This window comes from Taibaiella koreensis, from assembly GCF_003545715.1.
GTDB lineage: Bacteria > Bacteroidota > Bacteroidia > Chitinophagales > Chitinophagaceae > Taibaiella > Taibaiella koreensis.
This window is the reverse complement of record NZ_QVNU01000012.1, coordinates 36,588-54,305: the sequence shown is the minus strand read 5'-3', so window position 1 is coordinate 54,305 and position 17,718 is coordinate 36,588. Positions and strand designations below refer to the sequence as shown.

12 protein-coding genes and 1 tRNA gene are annotated in these 17,718 nt (G+C 50.3%); 2 read left to right on the top strand and 11 right to left on the bottom strand.

What is annotated here, in order from left to right:
* The first annotated feature begins 155 nt into the window (after window positions 1-155).
* Complete coding sequence (locus tag DZK30_RS26185) at window positions 156-353, top strand: class I lanthipeptide (protein ID WP_162903461.1); 198 nt, start codon at window positions 156-158, stop codon at window positions 351-353.
* 748 nt (window positions 354-1,101) lie between these two features.
* Here DZK30_RS26185 and DZK30_RS25250 read toward each other — a convergent pair.
* Window positions 1,102-1,175: transfer RNA gene (locus tag DZK30_RS25250), tRNA-Ile, on the bottom strand.
* Window positions 1,176-1,346: 171 nt separating this feature from the next.
* On the opposite strand from DZK30_RS25250, the gene DZK30_RS25245 reads away from it, so the two are divergent.
* Window positions 1,347-2,405 carry a class I fructose-bisphosphate aldolase gene (locus tag DZK30_RS25245; protein ID WP_118976982.1) on the top strand — a complete coding sequence of 353 codons (1,059 nt, stop codon included), beginning with the start codon at window positions 1,347-1,349 and terminating at the stop codon, window positions 2,403-2,405.
* An 83-nt stretch (window positions 2,406-2,488) separates the two neighbouring features.
* Here the strand turns inward: DZK30_RS25245 and DZK30_RS25240 are convergent, their stop codons facing one another.
* From DZK30_RS25240 to DZK30_RS25195, 10 genes are all read right to left on the bottom strand, one after another.
* The gene (locus DZK30_RS25240; protein ID WP_118976981.1) at window positions 2,489-3,826 is read right to left on the bottom strand and encodes an AMP-binding protein; all 1,338 of its coding nucleotides are present in this window, start codon (window positions 3,824-3,826) and stop codon (window positions 2,489-2,491) included.
* A gap of 5 nt (window positions 3,827-3,831) precedes the next feature.
* Window positions 3,832-4,083, bottom strand: coding sequence for an acyl carrier protein (locus tag DZK30_RS25235; RefSeq protein WP_118976980.1), 252 nt, complete (start codon window positions 4,081-4,083; stop codon window positions 3,832-3,834).
* A gap of 35 nt (window positions 4,084-4,118) precedes the next feature.
* The gene (locus DZK30_RS25230; protein ID WP_118976979.1) at window positions 4,119-5,516 is read right to left on the bottom strand and encodes an MATE family efflux transporter; all 1,398 of its coding nucleotides are present in this window, start codon (window positions 5,514-5,516) and stop codon (window positions 4,119-4,121) included.
* A 13-nt stretch (window positions 5,517-5,529) separates the two neighbouring features.
* Window positions 5,530-6,840, bottom strand: a complete 1,311-nt coding sequence (locus tag DZK30_RS25225) for a lysine N(6)-hydroxylase/L-ornithine N(5)-oxygenase family protein (protein ID WP_118976978.1) — start codon at window positions 6,838-6,840, stop codon at window positions 5,530-5,532.
* Window positions 6,818-8,371 carry a GNAT family N-acetyltransferase gene (locus tag DZK30_RS25220; RefSeq protein WP_162903460.1) on the bottom strand — a complete coding sequence of 518 codons (1,554 nt, stop codon included), beginning with the start codon at window positions 8,369-8,371 and terminating at the stop codon, window positions 6,818-6,820. The genes DZK30_RS25225 and DZK30_RS25220 overlap by 23 nt, the downstream gene beginning before the upstream one ends.
* Window positions 8,358-9,890, bottom strand: coding sequence for a pyridoxal phosphate-dependent decarboxylase family protein (locus DZK30_RS25215; protein ID WP_205529569.1), 1,533 nt, complete (start codon window positions 9,888-9,890; stop codon window positions 8,358-8,360). Before DZK30_RS25215 ends, DZK30_RS25220 begins: the two co-directional genes overlap by 14 nt.
* 40 nt (window positions 9,891-9,930) lie before the next feature.
* On the bottom strand, window positions 9,931-11,130 hold the full coding sequence (locus DZK30_RS25210; RefSeq protein WP_118976976.1) for an acyltransferase family protein: 1,200 nt from the start codon (window positions 11,128-11,130) through the stop codon (window positions 9,931-9,933).
* A gap of 75 nt (window positions 11,131-11,205) precedes the next feature.
* Window positions 11,206-13,599 (bottom strand): TonB-dependent receptor, encoded by a 2,394-nt coding sequence (locus DZK30_RS25205; RefSeq protein ID WP_118976975.1) that lies wholly within the window; start codon window positions 13,597-13,599, stop codon window positions 11,206-11,208.
* 33 nt (window positions 13,600-13,632) lie between these two features.
* Complete coding sequence (locus DZK30_RS25200; RefSeq protein ID WP_118976974.1) at window positions 13,633-15,453, bottom strand: IucA/IucC family protein; 1,821 nt, start codon at window positions 15,451-15,453, stop codon at window positions 13,633-13,635.
* Between the two features lie 25 nt (window positions 15,454-15,478).
* Window positions 15,479-17,299 (bottom strand): IucA/IucC family protein, encoded by a 1,821-nt coding sequence (locus DZK30_RS25195; RefSeq protein ID WP_118977014.1) that lies wholly within the window; start codon window positions 17,297-17,299, stop codon window positions 15,479-15,481.
* Between the last annotated feature and the right edge of the window lie 419 nt (window positions 17,300-17,718).

The following is a 17,718-nucleotide window of genomic DNA, read 5'->3' as shown; positions in this document are numbered from 1 at the left end:
ATGATCTATGCAAGCCGGTATTGGCGGTATCCAGGGACAGAGATATGATGCAGCAAAGCGCATTTGTCAATTTAATATACACAGCTGTCAAATTGGTCTGGGAAGCATTCTGTTGTCGTTATACTTTAGTGATTCATCTTTTAAAAAGCTACTTTATGAAAAAGAAAATCCTGAAGCTCGACAAATTGAAGCTAAGCAAAGAAGCGATTTTGAACCTGAACAAAGACAAAGTAAGCGTAGTAGGCGGAGGAACTTTGGTGGGTACACCTACCTGTCCTACGGCTTGTGTTATTTTTGAATCGCAGTTTCCCTGCAATACGATCAATGGAAATACCTTATGTTGCAGTAATTAAAGAGAATATAAGCAATATTGAAAAGTCATCTGGTTAAATGCCCTCAAAGCCATTGGCTTTTGGGGCATTTCTTCGTTTCGTAGCAACCGTTGCCGGTCAGGGGCTAACGTTGTACCTTATCGGTGTGGTTTGTACTACATTAATCGAAAGCAGAAATTACGCCAGGCATCTTTCCTATTATAGAGATGGTTTGTAAAGTAAGTAAGCAACTATAAATGGTTTCGTAGGGATAAATGCGGCGGCGCCTCGCTGATCATTTGGAAGGGCGATAGCCGGTCTGTACGACCAGCGGACGGATTTTCTGCTTCGTAAAAGAAAATCGAAAAGAGCCGGATGGCAATGCATTCAGCCATCGTTCCCAAAAAATCCTTTTGGTTAATGATCAAACGTTGATCTATGATCCTATGTCCGGCAATGCTGTATTAAAGTTGATACCTGTTTTTAAGCCCGGGTGCGCTGGCCACAAAAAAACAGCGAAGCATTGTTTTTTTGCCGCCTTTTTTCTTTCTTTTTTGGCGGAGCAAAAAAGAAAAAAATATTAACACCAAATAAAAAGATGGGTAAAGCAAAGCGTGTTGGCTAGTATTTATAGACGTACAAAAATTGTTTTCTTTATCCGGATAGCCATTTACTTTTTTTTATCATCCTCCAGGAATTCCGCTTGATCCGTTGTTCCGGTGCCATGCGTCCTGCGGGATAGCTTATAAAGAAAAGGTTCCAAACTTTTCCGTTTGAAACCTTACGCTTGTGCTCCCACTCGGGCTTGAACCAAGGACCCCCTGATTATGAGTCAGGTGCTCTAACCAACTGAGCTATAGGAGCAATCACAAAATGTGTGATTTCCCCCGAAGGGGCAGCAAAGGTAACAGTATTTTTTCGAAATAAAAACAGGCATACCCCTTATAATTCAAGGATGGCTTAAATTTTTTATTTCTTTTCATGTACCTTTGCAGCCAATTTTAAATCCTTAAAACTTAATAGCTATCCTTCGTTATGGCAAATAACAACATTGTAGAGCTTTTGGGCGCAGATGCCGAGTCGTTGCTGAATCACCAGTGCAAAACCATCGAAGCCTCTTCTTTACATGCTCCTTCTCCCAATCACGTAGATGAGGTTTGGGCCGGTTCCAACCGCAATATCCAAACTCTGCGCAGCATCCAAACCTTGCTGGGGCATGGCCGCCTGGCCAATACCGGCTATGTGTCCATACTGCCCGTTGACCAGGGTGTCGAGCACAGCGCCGGCGCTTCTTTTGCTCCCAATCCCATCTACTTTGACCCCGAGAACATTGTGAAACTGGCTATTGAAGGTGGCTGTAATGCGGTTGCATCTACTTATGGCGTACTGGGTGCTGTTGCCCGTAAATACGCACACAAAATTCCGTTCATTGTAAAGATCAACCATAACGAATTCCTTTCTTATCCCAACCGTTTCGACCAGATCATGTTTGGCTCTATCCGGGATGCCTGGAACATGGGTGCGACTGCAGTGGGCGCTACTATCTATTTCGGTTCAGAAGAGAGCCATCACCAGATTATCGAAACAGCCAAGGCTTTCGAATATGCGCATGAACTGGGTATGGCTACCGTACTTTGGTGCTACCTGCGTAACAATGGCTTTAAGAAAGACGGTGTAGATTACCACACAGCTGCCGATCTTACCGCTCAGGCTAATCACTTGGGTGTAACCATCCAGGCCGACATTATCAAGCAGAAATTACCGACCAACAACGGCGGTTACAACGCAATCGGCTTTGGTAAAACCCATAAAGACGTTTATACCAAGCTCACTACCGATCATCCCATCGATCTTTGCCGCTACCAGGTAGCCAATTGCTATATGGGCCGTGCCGGTCTTATCAACTCCGGTGGTGAATCTAAAGGTGCGTCCGATCTGTCTGAAGCGGTAACAACTGCTGTGATCAACAAGCGTGCCGGCGGTATGGGCCTCATCAGTGGCCGTAAAGCCTTCCAGAAGCCAATGACGGAAGGTGTAACCCTGCTGAACACAATCCAGGATGTTTACCTGGACAATAGCATTACCCTTGCTTAATTTTCCCCAACGGAATAGGAATAAACAGAATGGCTGCCCTCAGGCAGCCATTCTTGTATTACCGCAATACTGGCGTAATGCCATCAGGAAGCCAGGAGCGACATGGCTTTGGTATAGTCTGCCTTGCCATTGCTGTTAAGCGGTATGGCTTCCAGGCGTTGTACTTTTATAGCCTGAGGATGCACCTTCAGCCGGCTGCTGATCCACAGCCTTACATCCGCTTCTGCAACCGGCGCTCCTTCATAGAGGGCATACAGGAACTGGTCCTTGTCTCCGGCGCAAAGCCAGCGGTTATGCGGGAACTGCAGGCGTAGCAGGGATTCCGTCTCGTCCAGGTTGATGCGTAAGCCAAACAGCTTGACAAAACGTTTGATACGGCCCTGCAGGTAAAAATCTCCTTCCGCATCCTGCATTGCAATGTCGCCCGTACGAAGCACATCAGGCTGCTCGTAACGGGCAAGGTCGCCGGCATGTTCGGCATATCCGCCAAAAACATTGGGCCCGGAATAAAGCAGCTCACAGTTTTCGGGATCGATGGTAAAGCTACCGTCTTTGATGGCCTTCCCTATAGCGCCTGCTTTGCGTTCCAGAGCCGTAGGTTCCAGCCAGGACATTCTTGCAGTTGCCTCGGTTTGTCCGTACATGACATAAAAAGGAAAACCATGCTCCTTGCTATATGCTGCAAACTGTGTGACCAGCGTGGGGTTGAGCTTCCCGCCGGCTTGGGTAAGATAACGCAGCGAGGGCAGCATACGGGGCAGCAGGCCGAAGCGTTGTATCATTTCGTATACATAAGGCACGCCCGCCAGGGAAGTGCATTGGTATTGCTGCCAGTCTTCCCAGAATTCTTTTTGGATGAGGTCGCGGCAGGTGCAGAGTATACGGCCGCCGGCAATGGCATTGGTCGTGAATACGGAGAAACCATAGGAGTAAAACAAGGGCAGGTTCAGCGGAACAGTGTCAGTATGTTTTACCGGCAGATAGTCCAGGATGGATAAAGCGTTGCTGATGATGTTCTCCTCCGACAGCTTGACCATCTTTGGCGAACCGGTGCTGCCGGAAGTACTAAGCAACAACTTGATCTGGGAGGCAATGGGGTAGGGCGACGCTCCGGTAAGTCCTTTCCTTCCCCTTACGGGATCATAGATATACCCCGGCAGATAAGCCTTTTCCAGCGCCTGTTTTTCCGCTTCCTCCAGTTTGGGATTCAGCAGGCAGAGCGCCCAATCGGAGCATAGGAAATGAAGTAGTGCTTCAACAGCGCGCACGCTGTTGTCCAGGTAAAGAAAGGCCAACCCTCTGCCTTCCGGTGCATTGAATGATTCGTCAAAATCGGAAATGGCAAAAGTCCGGCTGGTCAGTGGATCGATAAAACGCAAGCTGGTATTGGCCCGGATAAAATCATAGATTTTAGTGCTCATAGCGGTTATGCTTCCTGTTCAAAAGTGATTTGATGTTGCACTAGTTTTTTTCTGATGCTTTCCAGGTCAGTCATCTCCAGCATATCTGTCGTGGCAAGGCTGATACCAAAAGCCTCTTCTATTCCCGACATCAGGTACATATGCGCCATTGAATCCCACTCGGGTATGCTTTGGTAAGATAAGGTCTCGTCGATCATGGTTTCGGGTACGGACAGGCTCTGCATCAGAACCTGGTTGAGCTTTGCTTGATTATTCATTGTTCTTGTGTTTGTTGTTTTTTAATAGGTGGTGTTTAAATGTGACGCTGCTGCCATTTGCCTTTCCGGAATACGAGTATACAAGTCGTGGCCAATACCATTTCAGAAATCATAATGGCCGTAAAGATGCCCCGGGCGCCCCAGCCGGCGGTGATGGCCAGGCCATAGGCCAGCGGTAGCTGTATAACGTAGAACATGAGCACATGCAACAGTGTTATGGTGTTTACCGCACCGGCGGCATTCAGCGCGCGCGATATGACCATAGTATAGCCAAAGAACAAATAGGCAACAGACATATAATAAAGATAGATGCGCGCATAGCCGGCCGTAGCCTGGTGACTGGTAAATACGCTTACGATCTGCGGCGCGCAAAGCGATAGCACCAGCGCCATCAGGGAAAGAAAGCACATATTGAACAGGCCAGTACGCCATACCGAGGCCGTGGCGCGCTGCGGCTGCCGGGCGCCCAGGTTTTGACCGGTAAGCACGCCGGCAGCATTGGCGATCCCCCAGGCAGGCAGTACCGTGAACATGATAATCCGGTTGGCGATAATGTAGCCGGCCAGCACTTCTTCGCCAAGCCGGGCTACGATCATGATCATAAAAAAGCGGCTGGATGAGGGCACCAGGTATTGCACCATACCGGCAAGGGCCAGCTTTGCCAGCTGCTTCAGTGTACGTAACTCCGGAACGAAATGCCTTCTTTCTATAAGAAAGCGCTTCTTGTTGCCGGCAAAACAAGCCAACTGAAACAGAACGCCGGCCACGTTGGCGACCAGCACAGCCAGGCCCGCTCCGGTAATACCCATGGCCGGTACCGGCCCCGGCCCGAAGATGAATAGCCAACCGAGAACAATGTTGACGCTATTGGAAAGCATCAGGGTACGCATGGCGATCGCTGCATTGCCGGCTCCCCTGAAGATGCTGTTGAGCAAAATCCGCAGGATAATCAATGGTACCGTTGCAAACATGATCTTTGAAAAAAGATCGCCGTATTGCGCCAACTGTACCGATGCGCCGGCCAACTGCAGGATCTGCCGGTTGGCCAGGCAGGTAGCCATGCCACAGATACCGCCGGTTAACAGGCCAAGGTAAATGACCTGCACGGCCGCAAGCCCGGCAGCTTTAGGCTTACGTTCGCCTATTCTTCGTGCTACCAGTGCCGTGGCGGCTATGCCAAGCCCAGTGGCTAAGGATTGCAGCAGGATCACAACGGAATTGGTGATCCCGACGACGGTGATGGCTTGCTCGCCAAGGCGGCTGACATAAAGCAGGTCTACCAGTACAAACAACGACTCCAGGCTCAGCTCCAGCATTGTGGGGACTGCCAGCAGGAAAGTAGCCCTGTTGACGCTTCCGGAAGTAAAGTCTTTTTCACTGCCCTTGAGCGCTAGTACCAGGAGGTTAAAAAAATACTGTATTCTGAGTAGCATGATGTTTGTCCGGTTAGGCTGGTTGTAATATCGCTGTGGTGGCTTCAAATTGCTGGAAGGCGATCTTTTGCTCGACCCGGTACACTTCTTTACCCAGCACGTCGTTCAGGATAAAAGCGTTGCGGTAAGCGCCCATACCCAGGTCGGGGCTCACAAAACCATGCGTATGCAGCTCTGCATTCTGTACATAAATATCCGAGGCATCCTGGTCGATGCTGTAGTTGCGGTGTACCGCGAAGCTACCGTCCGGGTTGCGTTGGATACGGTCTTGTATGTTGCGGAGAAAACCCGGCTCCCGGTACTTATAGCCGGTAGCCATAATGACGTATTGGGTGGGCAGTTCGAAAGACAGGTCCTGCTCTTCCTGGTGAAAGGTAAGCACATGCTGCCCGTTATCCCCGGTACGGATGGCCTGCAGGCTGCTGTTACACCTTAGGCTTGCATTGACGCTGCCATCTGCAAGCTCTATCGCGTACATGCTGTTGTAGATATCGTTGATCAGGTCGTAGTTGATGCCCTTGTACAAGGATTGCTGTGTGGTCAGTAAATTCTTTTTCACCGCTTCGGATAGGGTATAGAAATAGTCTACATAATCAGGAGAAGTCATCTCCAGGGTAAGCTTGGCATGGTTTTCCAATGGGAAGAACCGCCCTGAACGGGTAATCCAGTTGAGCTGCAGACCTTTCCTTGTTTCGGGCAGCAGGTCGCGGAAGATCTCCGCAGCGCTCTGCCCCGAGCCTACGATCGTTACCGATTGTTGTTGCACTACTTCTGTTTTGCGATGCAGATAGTCGGCCGTATGAATGAGCCGGTCCGGCCTTGCTTTTCTTATCGCTTCGGGTATATAAGGCTGTGTACCGGTGCCCAGCACCAGCTTACGACACAGAAGAAAGCTGGTAGCGCCGCTGCGGGTGTCTTCGGAAGTGACCTGGTAAATGCCGCCTTCGTAATCTATCTGTACTACTTTTTGGCCGAAGCGGCAGTTATCAAGCTGTTCAGCGACCCATTGGCAATACAGATTATACTCGCGACGGTATACGAAAAAGCTTTCCCGTATATAGAACTTGTAGATCCGGTTGTTTTGCTTCAGATAATTGAGGAGGCTATAGGGGCTGGTGGGATCTGCCATAGTGACCAGGTCGGCCATAAAGGGTACCTGTAAGGTGGCGTCGTCGAGCATGAGGCCCGGATGCCAGTCGAACGATACCGACTGATCCAGGAAAAGCGTATTCAGTCCTTCTACCGGTGCACTGAGCGCGGCCAGTCCAAGATTAAAGGGGCCAATGCCGATGCCGATGATATCATATACTTGCTGCGGGTTCATGTAATGTTGTTTTGTGCGTTGGAGCGGTTAGTGTAAAATTTCTGTTTTCGGGGAAACGTTCCCAATACCATTCCCGGCGGCAAAAGTTAAGGTGGGAACGCTTATGGGGCATCTCCAGCACGCTGTCCAGGCGGAAACCTACATGTACCTTATTCATCAATGCGGCAACCGATTCCACCGATCCTTCGCCTACCAGCCTGTCGATCAGGGGCTCAGTAAAGAGCCAGTCCAGTATGGTTTGCATAGTAGCAGAGGGGAACTTCTTTTTTTTGTCTGTAGGTGCGATCAGGAGATGCGTGCCATAGTCTCCGGGCTGTACAGCATAGTATTCGCCCAGGAGGTCCCTGGTCGCCCAATACACTTCGAGGTTGAAGGTGGGCTCGCCATTGATCTCCCCGATAAAGCTGTGCGCGGCTTCATTGGCGGTTATGGTACGGTAAAACAGTTCCAGCTGTTCCATCGGCCAGTCCATTTTCCAGATGGGTTTAGCATGCTCGGCATGGAACCATTCATAGACTCTTTCCATATCCCGGTCATGGTCAAAAGGGCGGATGCTCACGGTGATGTCTTCTTTGGGAAAATACCGTTGAAACACCGGTTCCTTATTTTCAGGCATAAGGATGTGTCTGGTCCGGAAATATTCCTGTAAGGGATTGGGGTAGCTTATGGTATAATTTTCGCCGGTAAGCAAACGACCCGTACACATGATATTCCGCTGAGACAGCAACTGCTGCAAGGGGCTTTCTGTATCATTGGCTGCCTGTATTTTGAACTGGGCGTACAGTGCTTTAAGCAGGTCGTGCTCGCCCATAAGGCCCTGTCTGCCTATTGTAGCGACAAGCGGCATAAAGGCGGAAAGAATATGATGCATCCAGTGACCACGCCCGTCTGTACCTTCTGCAATCCGGCATCCGGAAGGGAAGCCCTCTTCGTCTATCCGGATTTGAATGGAAGGAAAGGTATAACGATCGGTTCCGGCATCCTGTACCAGCTGTGGCAGCACCTGTGTGGTATAACGTATAAACCAGCGTAGCAGCCGTTCTTCTGATACCGGGGAACCGGAGCTGCGGGTAAGCAACGATACGATCAGCGGTGTGCCGGCCTGCGCACTTGTAAGGTCTTCGGGACGATACCATCCGTTTGCCGGTGCGACAAGGGCAATGGAATCAGTCATAGCAAATGCCCCGGTACATGAAGTTTGTAGGCGTTCTGTAGCATAGGCGGAAGCAAGCATATAGAAGCGTTCAGCACTAAGTATGTGTATCGTATTGTCTTCCGGAATACGCTCCCATGCCGGCCCTGCAAACAAGTGATCTCCGGTCAGCGATTGGTAGGCTACCGGCACAAATACTTCGCTGCCCTGCATTGTAAAGTCGATGCGGATATATAGGCGGGTATCACATTGCTGCATCTTATCCCGCAAGGCCTTATCGTATACAGCCGGCCCTATATATGGCGCCCAATTGCGGAACTCCCTGCAGTAAGCATTGAGCAGGACATCGATACCGGTGCTGTCTTTAAGAGATTGCATAGAACGTTTCGCCGTATTGTTTAATGGTTTGAAGAATGCTCCTGACATCTTCGATGGTGGTCGCAGGATTGAGCAGGGTAAATTTCAGGTAAAAACGATCATTCACCTTTGTGCTGGCTACCATTACCTCACCGCTCCGGAACATGGCCTTTTTGATATAAGTGTTGAGCGCGTCGCTTTCTTCGACTGGTATATCACCGGGAACATAGCGGAACAAAAGCGCGCTGATATCCGAATCGCAAAGCAGGTCAAATTCGGGATCGGCTTCAATCAATGCGGCAGCCTCGGCAGTGGTTTCGATAATGGTATCGATATACCTTCCCAGCTCTTCCCTACCCAGCATGCGTAGCGTACACCATAGCTTGAGTGCATCGAAGCGCCGGGTTACCTGTGTTACGCTCTTGTTTACCAGGGAGGGATGCTCTTCATAATCCTGGTCTTCGGGATTGAGATAATCGGCGTGGTGCCTGATGATCTTAAGCAGGTTGCGATGCCTTACAATAAAGGCGCTGCTGCTTACTGGCTGGAAAAAGGACTTATGATAGTCGATCGTTACCGAATCTGCAAGTTCGATGCCATGCAACAGATCCCGGTATTTATTGCTAAGGAGCAGGCCGCATCCATAGGCGGCATCTACATGCATCCAGATGTTGTAGCGCTCAGCCAGCCGGGCTATCGGTTCCAGCGGATCGATATTACCAAAATCGGTAGTGCCGGCTGTTGCAATAACGGCGATAGGAATATTGCCCTGTGCCAGCTCGGCTTCGATCGCTGCCTGCAGGGATGCGACGTCCATCCGGAAGCGCTGATCGGTACTTATTTTTACGATACCTTGCTCACCCAGGCCAAGCAAGGAGGCATTTTTAAGATTGCTGAAATGGGATTTTTCAGAAACGAAGACCCGGAACCGGCCTGCCTCCGAAGGATTCCCACTCTTTTTAATATTGTGCGCAAAGCGTTCCTGGGCAAAATGATCTCTTGCCAACAGCATGCCCATCAGGTTGCTGAGGGTGCCTCCCGATGTAAATACACCATCGGCATAGGCGCCGAAACCGATCTGGGTGGCGGTCCAGTCGATTAACCGTTGCTCCATTAAAGTCCCGCCCGCGCTCTGGTCCCAGGTATCCTGGGAAGAATTGATGGCACTGATCAGGACCTCTGCCACCAGCGCCGGGATCACCACAGGGCAGTTAAGGTGCGCGATGTATTGCGGCAGATGAAAGGCTGTAGCATGGTTGACATAGAGCTCCTGCACTTCCTGCAACAGGGCATCGTAGTCCTGCAGCGGTGTGTCGAAGTCCACTGTGTCGAAAAGCTCATTTAGCTGTGCAACGCTGATGCCGCTAAAGGGCCGTTGCTGCTGTTCCAGAAATTGCAGTACAACGGATTTTGCCTTTGCCATGGCTTTGCTGTAAATATCTGTCGACTGCTGATTGAAAATGCCGGGAAAGGCTTCTGCGGCAGCATCGGGGATCGCCGGCGCCATCTCCATAGGACTGTGATAGCTTAATTGTTCCATATTTGTGTTTGTCTGGTTGTTTTTTATATCTGGACTGTATTTATAATGCGGTGATTTCTGCTGCGGTGGAAGATGCCTTTCTTCGTTGCTGCCTCAAGCCCGGGCCGGCTGCTGCAAGGCGGCATAAACCATACTGGACAAGGAGTACCAGGAGCCATATTCCATATACACTAGCCAGGGAGTGACCGTAGCCATATAACGCATGGCCGGGTTTATAAGAAGAAGGCGTTATGACCATGGCAGACCATGGCAATCCCTGCAGCGTTACGGCAAACATTGCCGAAAGGTGGATAATAAAGGTGCTGACCAGGTAGACCATTAGCGGCCTGTTTCCCAATACGGAAAAGAACCGGAAGGGCAGGCCGGATAAGGGTTTTAGGGTAAGCGCAAAAAGCAGCGACAGCGGTCCCAAGGTAATGCAGAGGTAATCGAGGGATGCCGGGTATTTGGTCACATTGAAAAAGGAGATAAGCGTAGCACTCCAGGTATCCTGCTTAGCCCAGGGCGTTTTGTCACCGTAAAGATTGGTCATTCTTAATATAAAGAAGGCCAGACATAGCAACACAGCCATATTTATAGCAGTCTTCCTCAGGGTTTCCTGTGGCGTATGGTATACATAACGCCCCAATGCGTAAGCCAGGCATAACAACGCGGTCCAGGGAAGTACCGTATAGTTTATCGTATAAAGATGGTCACGCAATAAGATATACTGCTGCTGGTGCAGTATATACCAGGCGACCGCCTTGACCGAATGGCCTGTGGCCGTTATGTGATTCAGGTAATCGTGACTGGCGATGATCAGTAATGCTATACAGGCAAGCCACGCCGGCGGCAGGTATTGCAGTATGGCGAGCAGGACCATGCTGAGGCCCATGATACCGATGATATATAAACCGATGGTTCGGTAGTAAGGATCGAAAGTGTAGAGAAAATTGTTGATCAGCAGCTCGACCAGGATCAATACGATACCATTCCGTATCCATAGCCGGGCGTTTTGCGCTTTGCTGCGTTGCAGGCCTTTGATGTAAAGATCAATGCCGGTGAGCAGAAATGCGGCCGGTGCGAAGAAGTATGCACTGAACCGGGTGAAGAAAAGGGCCAGATCGGGGTGTGCCAGGTCAACCGGTTGGGTGTTCCAGTAGTGAAAGAAAAGCCGGGTATGGTCCAGTATAGCCAGGGACAGCACAATCCCTGCGATCAGCCTGCGCTGTCGTATCCAGTCTGATAATCTGATTGCCATTGCTTTGGTGTTTGATCCCTACAGGGCGTAGATTTACGCCCTATAGGGACGTTGTTTGGTAGTTATGCTAACGGCTTAGAATTTATAGGCAATGCTGACCAGGAAGTTCCTGGTCTTTTGCGGCCGCGAATAAAAACCGTCGCTTACCCAGTATTTTTCATCCAGTATATTGTTCATCTTAAAGCTGATGCGGTACTTGGGCCTGTTGTAAAACATTGTCGCGTCAACCATGGTGTAAGCGGGTAGGGTGAACGTATTTTGGTTATCCTGGAACACTTCCGATACATACATTAGTCCGCCACCGATGCCGATACCTTTAACGGGTCCATCGAGCAGTGTATAGGTCATCCATACATTGCCCACATGTTTTGGAGTGCCCAGTGCGCGTTTCCCCTCGATATTGGCCGCGGCCCGTGTAAATTGATTATCGTTGTAGCCGTATCCTGCAATAAGGTTGAGCCCGGGTAGGGGGCTGGCGATCAGCTCAGCTTCCACGCCTTTGCTCTGTTGTGTTCCGTCTTGTATGGTAAAGGTTTTGCCATCCCGGAGCTCCGGCATGGTCGCATTGCTTACCCGGATGTCATAATAGCTTATCGTGGCGCTCAATTTGCCTTCCATAAGGGTAAGCTTGGCTCCTGCTTCCCACTGGTTGGCCTGCTGTGGCTTGAATACGGATGTGCTGCCATCCGGCTGAATAGCATTGGCCACATTTTTGAAGCCGTTCATATAATTGGCAAACAATGCTACTTTTTCTTTGACCGGTTGGTATACCAGTCCGAACTTGGGTGAGAATGCCGTCTGGTTATAATCCCCGGTCGTAATGCCGGTGAGTGTGTTGTACACGCCTTTGTTTACAAAGTGATCGACCCTAAGGCTGGCCATGGCCATCAAGTTATCTGTAAAGTTGAGCACGTCGGATATATAGGCGCTGTAAGTGTATTGCTTGTATTGGTTCTCGGGCGTGCTCATATTACCCAGCTTGTTCTCGATGTCCTGGATACGGGCCGAAGGTGTAGCCTTATTGATGTTCACTGTATCAGTGGGCAGATAGGTATATTTTACATTACGGTATTGGCCCATATAGTCGGCGCCGATCACCACCCGGTTGCGTAGCGATCCGATAAGAAAATCGCCGATGAAGTTTTGCTGGATATGTTGTCTGCCCGATTTGTCCGGCGCAAACGAACGCATAGGCCTTGCTACAGTTGAGTCGCTGATCCAGGTCAGGTCATAAATGAACAAGTCGTTGTATTCACCCATGCCCCAGGAGAAATTGGTCTGCGAGGTCCAGCTATCCGATAGCTTATAAGCCGCCTGCGCGTATACATTCCCCGACGTCTGATTGCTCTTGAGGGAGTTGTCTTGCAGCGAACGCCTATAATCCAGCTTCAGCTCATCGAAGCCTTTGGCTGTAACGCCTTTGGCCACCGACCACCCCGCTGGCGTAGTGCCCTGGTACTTCTGAATATCGGCGTCAAAGTTGAACGTAAGCCGCTCATTTACTTTATAGGTAAGCGAAGGAGCCACCACATAAGTCGAGCCGTTGCCCTGATCCTGGAAGCTGTTCTCCTTCTGCGCCGCGAGGTTAATGCGGAACAACAGGGTCCTGTCTTTGTTCACCGGCGTATTGATGTCGGCAGTAATGCGGCTCAGGTCAAAGCTGCCGTAGGTATAGGAAACTTCTCCGCCAAAGTAGTCGTAAGGTTTCTTGGTGATGTAGTTGACTACGCCGCCGAAAGAAGTCATTGTCGATCCAAAGAGCGTGGCAGATGGTCCTTTGATCGTCTCTACTCTTTCTACCAGGGAAAGGTCGATACCCGTACGGAGGTTGGTCGCCATACCATTGCGCAGGTTTTCACTGGCCTGGAAACCCCTGGAGAAGAAGGACGGCATACCAGCGCCAGTCTTGGAGGGCGCGGCTCCGGGTACGTTGCGAAAAGATTCATCAAGTGTCAATGCCATCTGCTCTTTAATAAGCTCTTTGTCCACCACGCTATATACCTGCGGGTTTTCAAGGTACTTCAGGGGCATGCGAGCCACGTTGGGGCTTTCTTTCCGGGACGAGATCGTGTATTTATCACCTACAATCATGATTTCGTTCAGTTGCTGACCCGAGGCTGATAAAGTGAAATCCTGCAACGCATCTTCTCCGGCGGCAACGGTAACCGTATGAGAAGACCTTTGCTGGCCTACATAGCTCACGACAAGGGTATAAGTTCCCGGCTGCAGGTCCTCGAGCAGGTAGTTCCCGTTCTCATCTACCGGTATGCTGGTAACACCTTCAATACTTACGTGGCAATAAGCAGCAGGTTTGCCATCGCTGGTGATCACCTTACCATGGATCTGCGACCGTTCTTCGGATGCAGCGGCATGGAGGTTAGTGGGGAACAGGCTGAACAATGTGAGCATACCAGGCAAAGCCAGCTTCAGCAGGGGCTTGCAGCAATCGGGGTAAAATGTCGGGGACATGTAGCGGATCGTAAATTTAAATATGAATGATGGTTACAGATTGACAGGTTGGTTTTTAAATGGGGCTACCGGGTTGTCCAGTATACCCACTGTAGCCAGGTCCATAAAAGGATTGGCCCGGTTGCGCAGCTGACGGTTATTGTTAAGCTGAAGCTTGTTGAGCGCGTCGGGCCGTATATGGGGAACAAACAGGTTAAAACGTTCATAAGCCGTTTTGTACTCCGGATGGGACTGCTGATAATCATGGATGCAATCGGCGACCAGCGACCAGAACACCGTTTCGGGAAAGCCGGTATGTTCCACCAGTATCGCAGAGATGAAGCGCAGGATCGAATCAAATACCTGTGTGAAGAGCGGCAGTGTACGCGCTTCGTCCGTTACCGGGACCATTAGCCTGCGTGCGACTTCCGGCACTTCCATGTCCGGGTTCAATAGGGATATTTCTTCGCCGATATCTTTCATAATGGCCCTTACCGGTACGTGATCTTCCATTACCAGGATCAGGTTCTCACCATGCGGCATAAAGACCAGGTCCCATTTGTAAAAACAATGCAGCAATGGGCTGAAATAACTATCGAGGTATCTTTTTAACCAGGAAGCGGTATCCAGTCCTGAAGCCTGGATCAGCTCCGGCAGGAGGGCAGCGCCGTCGTTATCGATATGAAGCAAGGCCGCCATGGTCATTAGTTTCTGACCGGGCTTAAGCTTGCGTCCCGGGCTCTCCCGCCACAGGCAGGCCAGCATTTTTTTATATGGACTATCTTCCGGGATGGCGGCATTGAACAGGCGATGACCATAGCTTACGCTGGCCACTTCCCGCAGGATGCAAAAGCCTTTCTGCTGCAGGTAAGTATCATCCACGATAAGATCATGCAGCCATTCATTAATACCCGGATTGGTCTTCATAAAGTAAGGGGACAGGCCGCGTACATAACCCATATTCAGGATAGCCAATGCGGTCTTTACATAAAACCGGTCGGGCTGGCTGGTATTATAAAAGGTACGGATCGATTGCTGGGGCAGATAGTTGTCTTTGCTGTATCCCAGGCATACCAGGCGATTCCGGGCAATGTCGGGAGCAAAGATGTTCGACAGCTTGTTGAACCATTGCCAGGGATGCACCGGTAGCAATAAATAATCTTCCGGCCGTAAGCCCTTTGCTTCCAGCTGTGCTTTGAAGTCAGTTTGTGTCTCTTCATCCAGCTCCTGCAGGATTACCTGTTCGTAGGATAGCGTGCTGATACCGGAAAATATAGCTTCCCCTTTGTGACCGGCAAGCCATACCAGCGGGAACGGCTGTGCAGTCTCGGGGGCATAACGCCGGTAGTCCTCCGCATCAAAGCCGATACGGCCGTTGTTGGCTATAAAGCGCGGATGTCCGGTCATGGTACCTTCTATCTGCTGGTAATCCGCTTCCAGCAGGCTGTTTACTGTTGGCTTGCCATAGTGTTGCATATAAGCAGCGCCACACAATGTGCTGCTTACTTCTTCCATATACACGGGTAGCATGCTTTCTGCAATGCCCATCTCTTCCCTGAACGCGGATACAAAGGCCATGGCGTCGGGCGCTGCGGCTTCTCCCTGGTATAGCCTGTTAATGGATGCCGTATCGATATACCAATGATTTAAAGCCAGCATACGTGCCTTGAAATCATATACCGTATGGCCATCGCGGCTGCTAAGCCGGTAGTAGTTCCAATCGTCTTCCTGCCGGATAAGCTCCGGGTTTATAATGCGTTCGTGGGCAAATTCGGCAAGTATCTTGCGCAGGTGCAAACGGTTTACCTGTTGCCATATGCCGGGGTTCAAATGCGCTACGGCATGCTCCGGAGCTAGTGCTATAGATAATTTCATTGTTTTGATGTTTGTGGTGGTGCTCCTAGGCGAAGGCAGCCTTGTTTGTAGATAACGGATTCTTCAATACACCTGCAAAATGCTGGTTGCGGAAGGGGGCAGCCATATCGATCATCTTTTTGCTGTTACGGATCTGCAGACGGTTCAGGCAGGTTTTGGGAATCTCGGCGGTAAACAAGTCAAACTTCCGGAACTTCTCTTCCAGCTCAGGATACCTTGCCTGGTAGGCCCTGATGCAATCAGCGGCCAGCCCCCAGAACTGCTCTTCGGGATAGTCGAGATGGGCCACCAGCACTTCATTAAGGAAGCGGAAGAAACAGTCGAATATCTGGGTAAAGATGGAGAGTAATCGGAATTCTTCAGGCGCCTGTATACGGATACGTTCGATGTCTTCCGGCAGCGGTTTGTCGGGCGAAACAATGGCCACTTCTTCCCCGATATCTTTCATGATGGCTTTTACAGGCTTCCCTTGCTCCAGCACCAGGATAAGGTTCTCGCCATGCGGCATAAAGCGCATATCATGATAATAGTAGCAGTGGATCAGCGGGCTGAGATAGCAATCGAAATAATGCTGCAGCCAGGTGCCGGTGTCCAGCCCCGAGCGGGTTATAAGCGCTTTCAACAAAGCATTGCCGCTGGCGTCGACATGCAGTAAAGCGGCCATAGTGACCAATTGCTGGCCTGGCTGCAAGAGGGGTATAGGGCTTTCCCGCCAGAGGGTGGCGAGCATTTTCTTGTAAGGCGAATCCTGCTGTAAAGCGGTTTCGAATGCTCTATGGGTATAGCCTATGGTCGCGCATTCCCGCAGCATCGTGAATTGCTTTTCCTGCAGGTAAGCATCCTGCTGCACGAGTGCATATACCCATTGGTTGATGCCCGGCGTGGTACGCATGAAATAAGGGGACAAACCTCGCATGAAGCCCATATTGAGAATGGATAAAGCCGACTTTACATAGTACCGGCCTGTATGGCTCACGTTGAACAAGGTGCGCACCGATTGTTGGGGCAGGTAGCGATCGGTGCTGGCGCCCAGGCAAACCAGCAGTCCCGTTGCAATATCCGCAGCGAAGATATGGGTCAGCTTATGATACCATTGCCAGGGGTGAACCGGGAACCAGTAATACTGTGTCTTGTCCAGTCCTTTGCTTTCCATGACGGTATCGAATTGCTCCTGCAGCGCCTGGTCCAGCTCCTGTCGTATTACCTGCTCATAGCTGAAGCCGGGCATCGTGGTGAACGCGGTTCTGCTTTTGTGCCCGGCGAGCCAAACCACACCGAAGGGCTCGGCCGCTTCAGGCGCATAGTTCTGGTAATCGCTCGCGTCGAATCCGATACGGGCGCTATTGGCGATAAAGCAGGGGTGTCCTGCGGTCATAGCATGCTCTACCTCCTGATAATCGGCTGTGGCAAGGGTTTCGGACGTTACCTGGTTGTTTTGATATTTATAGGCGCTGCCCTGCATACAGCTGATCACCTCTTCGATATAGGTGCCAATATCGCCTTCCTCCAATCCGAGCACGGCTTTATGCTCAATAAGAAACGATATGGCGTCAGGCTCCGTAGCGATGCCATTTGTTTCTTTGCGGATAGACGAGGGATCTATAAGCAAATGGTCCAGGGCCAGTAGTCTGGCTTCGAAATAATACACGATGTTTTGTCCTGCAACCTCAAGCCTGTAGCGGTTGTGCGCATGATGAGCGCTGATCGTTATTGGCTTCAGGAGCATTTCATGACTAAACTCGCAGATCATCTTGCAGAGATAATCCCGGGTTACGATTTGCCACAGCTCAGGCGTCAGGTGAGCTGTGGCTTGTTGTGGTGTGAGTGTTTCAGTGTTTGGATACATGTCGTTCAGTTTAGCGCATACGATCCCCATGTATGCGTATCGCATATTTTTAAAAGGTGGCTTGTTGTTGCCGGCTGGCAACCTGCCTAAAGGATCATTGAAAATTTATTATTCCGGCCTGCGGGGACAATCTGGCGTCCGGAGGCTTGTGTATTTATATTGTGTATTCATGCAAATCAAGTAAGATAACTGTTAGCTTTCTACACCAATCCGAACAGGCTATGCTAGTGACTTATGAGTGGATACCCTAGCGATACATAGCGCATGCAAAAGTAAGCGCGCATTTCATTGTTCCATCAGCGATAGCAAAAAATGACAGAAATTAGACTTTGCTTTTTGTTGTGAACGGAGCGCTACGTGATGTATAGCATGCCGTTTCAGAAGAAGTATATAGTCGCTGTATGTTGCTATGGCAGGGG

Coding starts and splice junctions, on each gene's coding strand:
- DZK30_RS26185 (WP_162903461.1), top strand. CDS start 156: ATGAAAAAGAAAATCCTGAAGCTCGACAAATTGAAGCTAAGCAAAGAA.
- DZK30_RS25245 (WP_118976982.1), top strand. CDS start 1,347: ATGGCAAATAACAACATTGTAGAGCTTTTGGGCGCAGATGCCGAGTCG.
- DZK30_RS25240 (WP_118976981.1), bottom strand. CDS start 3,826: ATGAGCACTAAAATCTATGATTTTATCCGGGCCAATACCAGCTTGCGT.
- DZK30_RS25235 (WP_118976980.1), bottom strand. CDS start 4,083: ATGAATAATCAAGCAAAGCTCAACCAGGTTCTGATGCAGAGCCTGTCC.
- DZK30_RS25230 (WP_118976979.1), bottom strand. CDS start 5,516: ATGCTACTCAGAATACAGTATTTTTTTAACCTCCTGGTACTAGCGCTC.
- DZK30_RS25225 (WP_118976978.1), bottom strand. CDS start 6,840: ATGAACCCGCAGCAAGTATATGATATCATCGGCATCGGCATTGGCCCC.
- DZK30_RS25220 (WP_162903460.1), bottom strand. CDS start 8,371: ATGCAATCTCTTAAAGACAGCACCGGTATCGATGTCCTGCTCAATGCT.
- DZK30_RS25215 (WP_205529569.1), bottom strand. CDS start 9,890: ATGGAACAATTAAGCTATCACAGTCCTATGGAGATGGCGCCGGCGATC.
- DZK30_RS25210 (WP_118976976.1), bottom strand. CDS start 11,130: ATGGCAATCAGATTATCAGACTGGATACGACAGCGCAGGCTGATCGCA.
- DZK30_RS25205 (WP_118976975.1), bottom strand. CDS start 13,599: ATGTCCCCGACATTTTACCCCGATTGCTGCAAGCCCCTGCTGAAGCTG.
- DZK30_RS25200 (WP_118976974.1), bottom strand. CDS start 15,453: ATGAAATTATCTATAGCACTAGCTCCGGAGCATGCCGTAGCGCATTTG.
- DZK30_RS25195 (WP_118977014.1), bottom strand. CDS start 17,299: ATGTATCCAAACACTGAAACACTCACACCACAACAAGCCACAGCTCAC.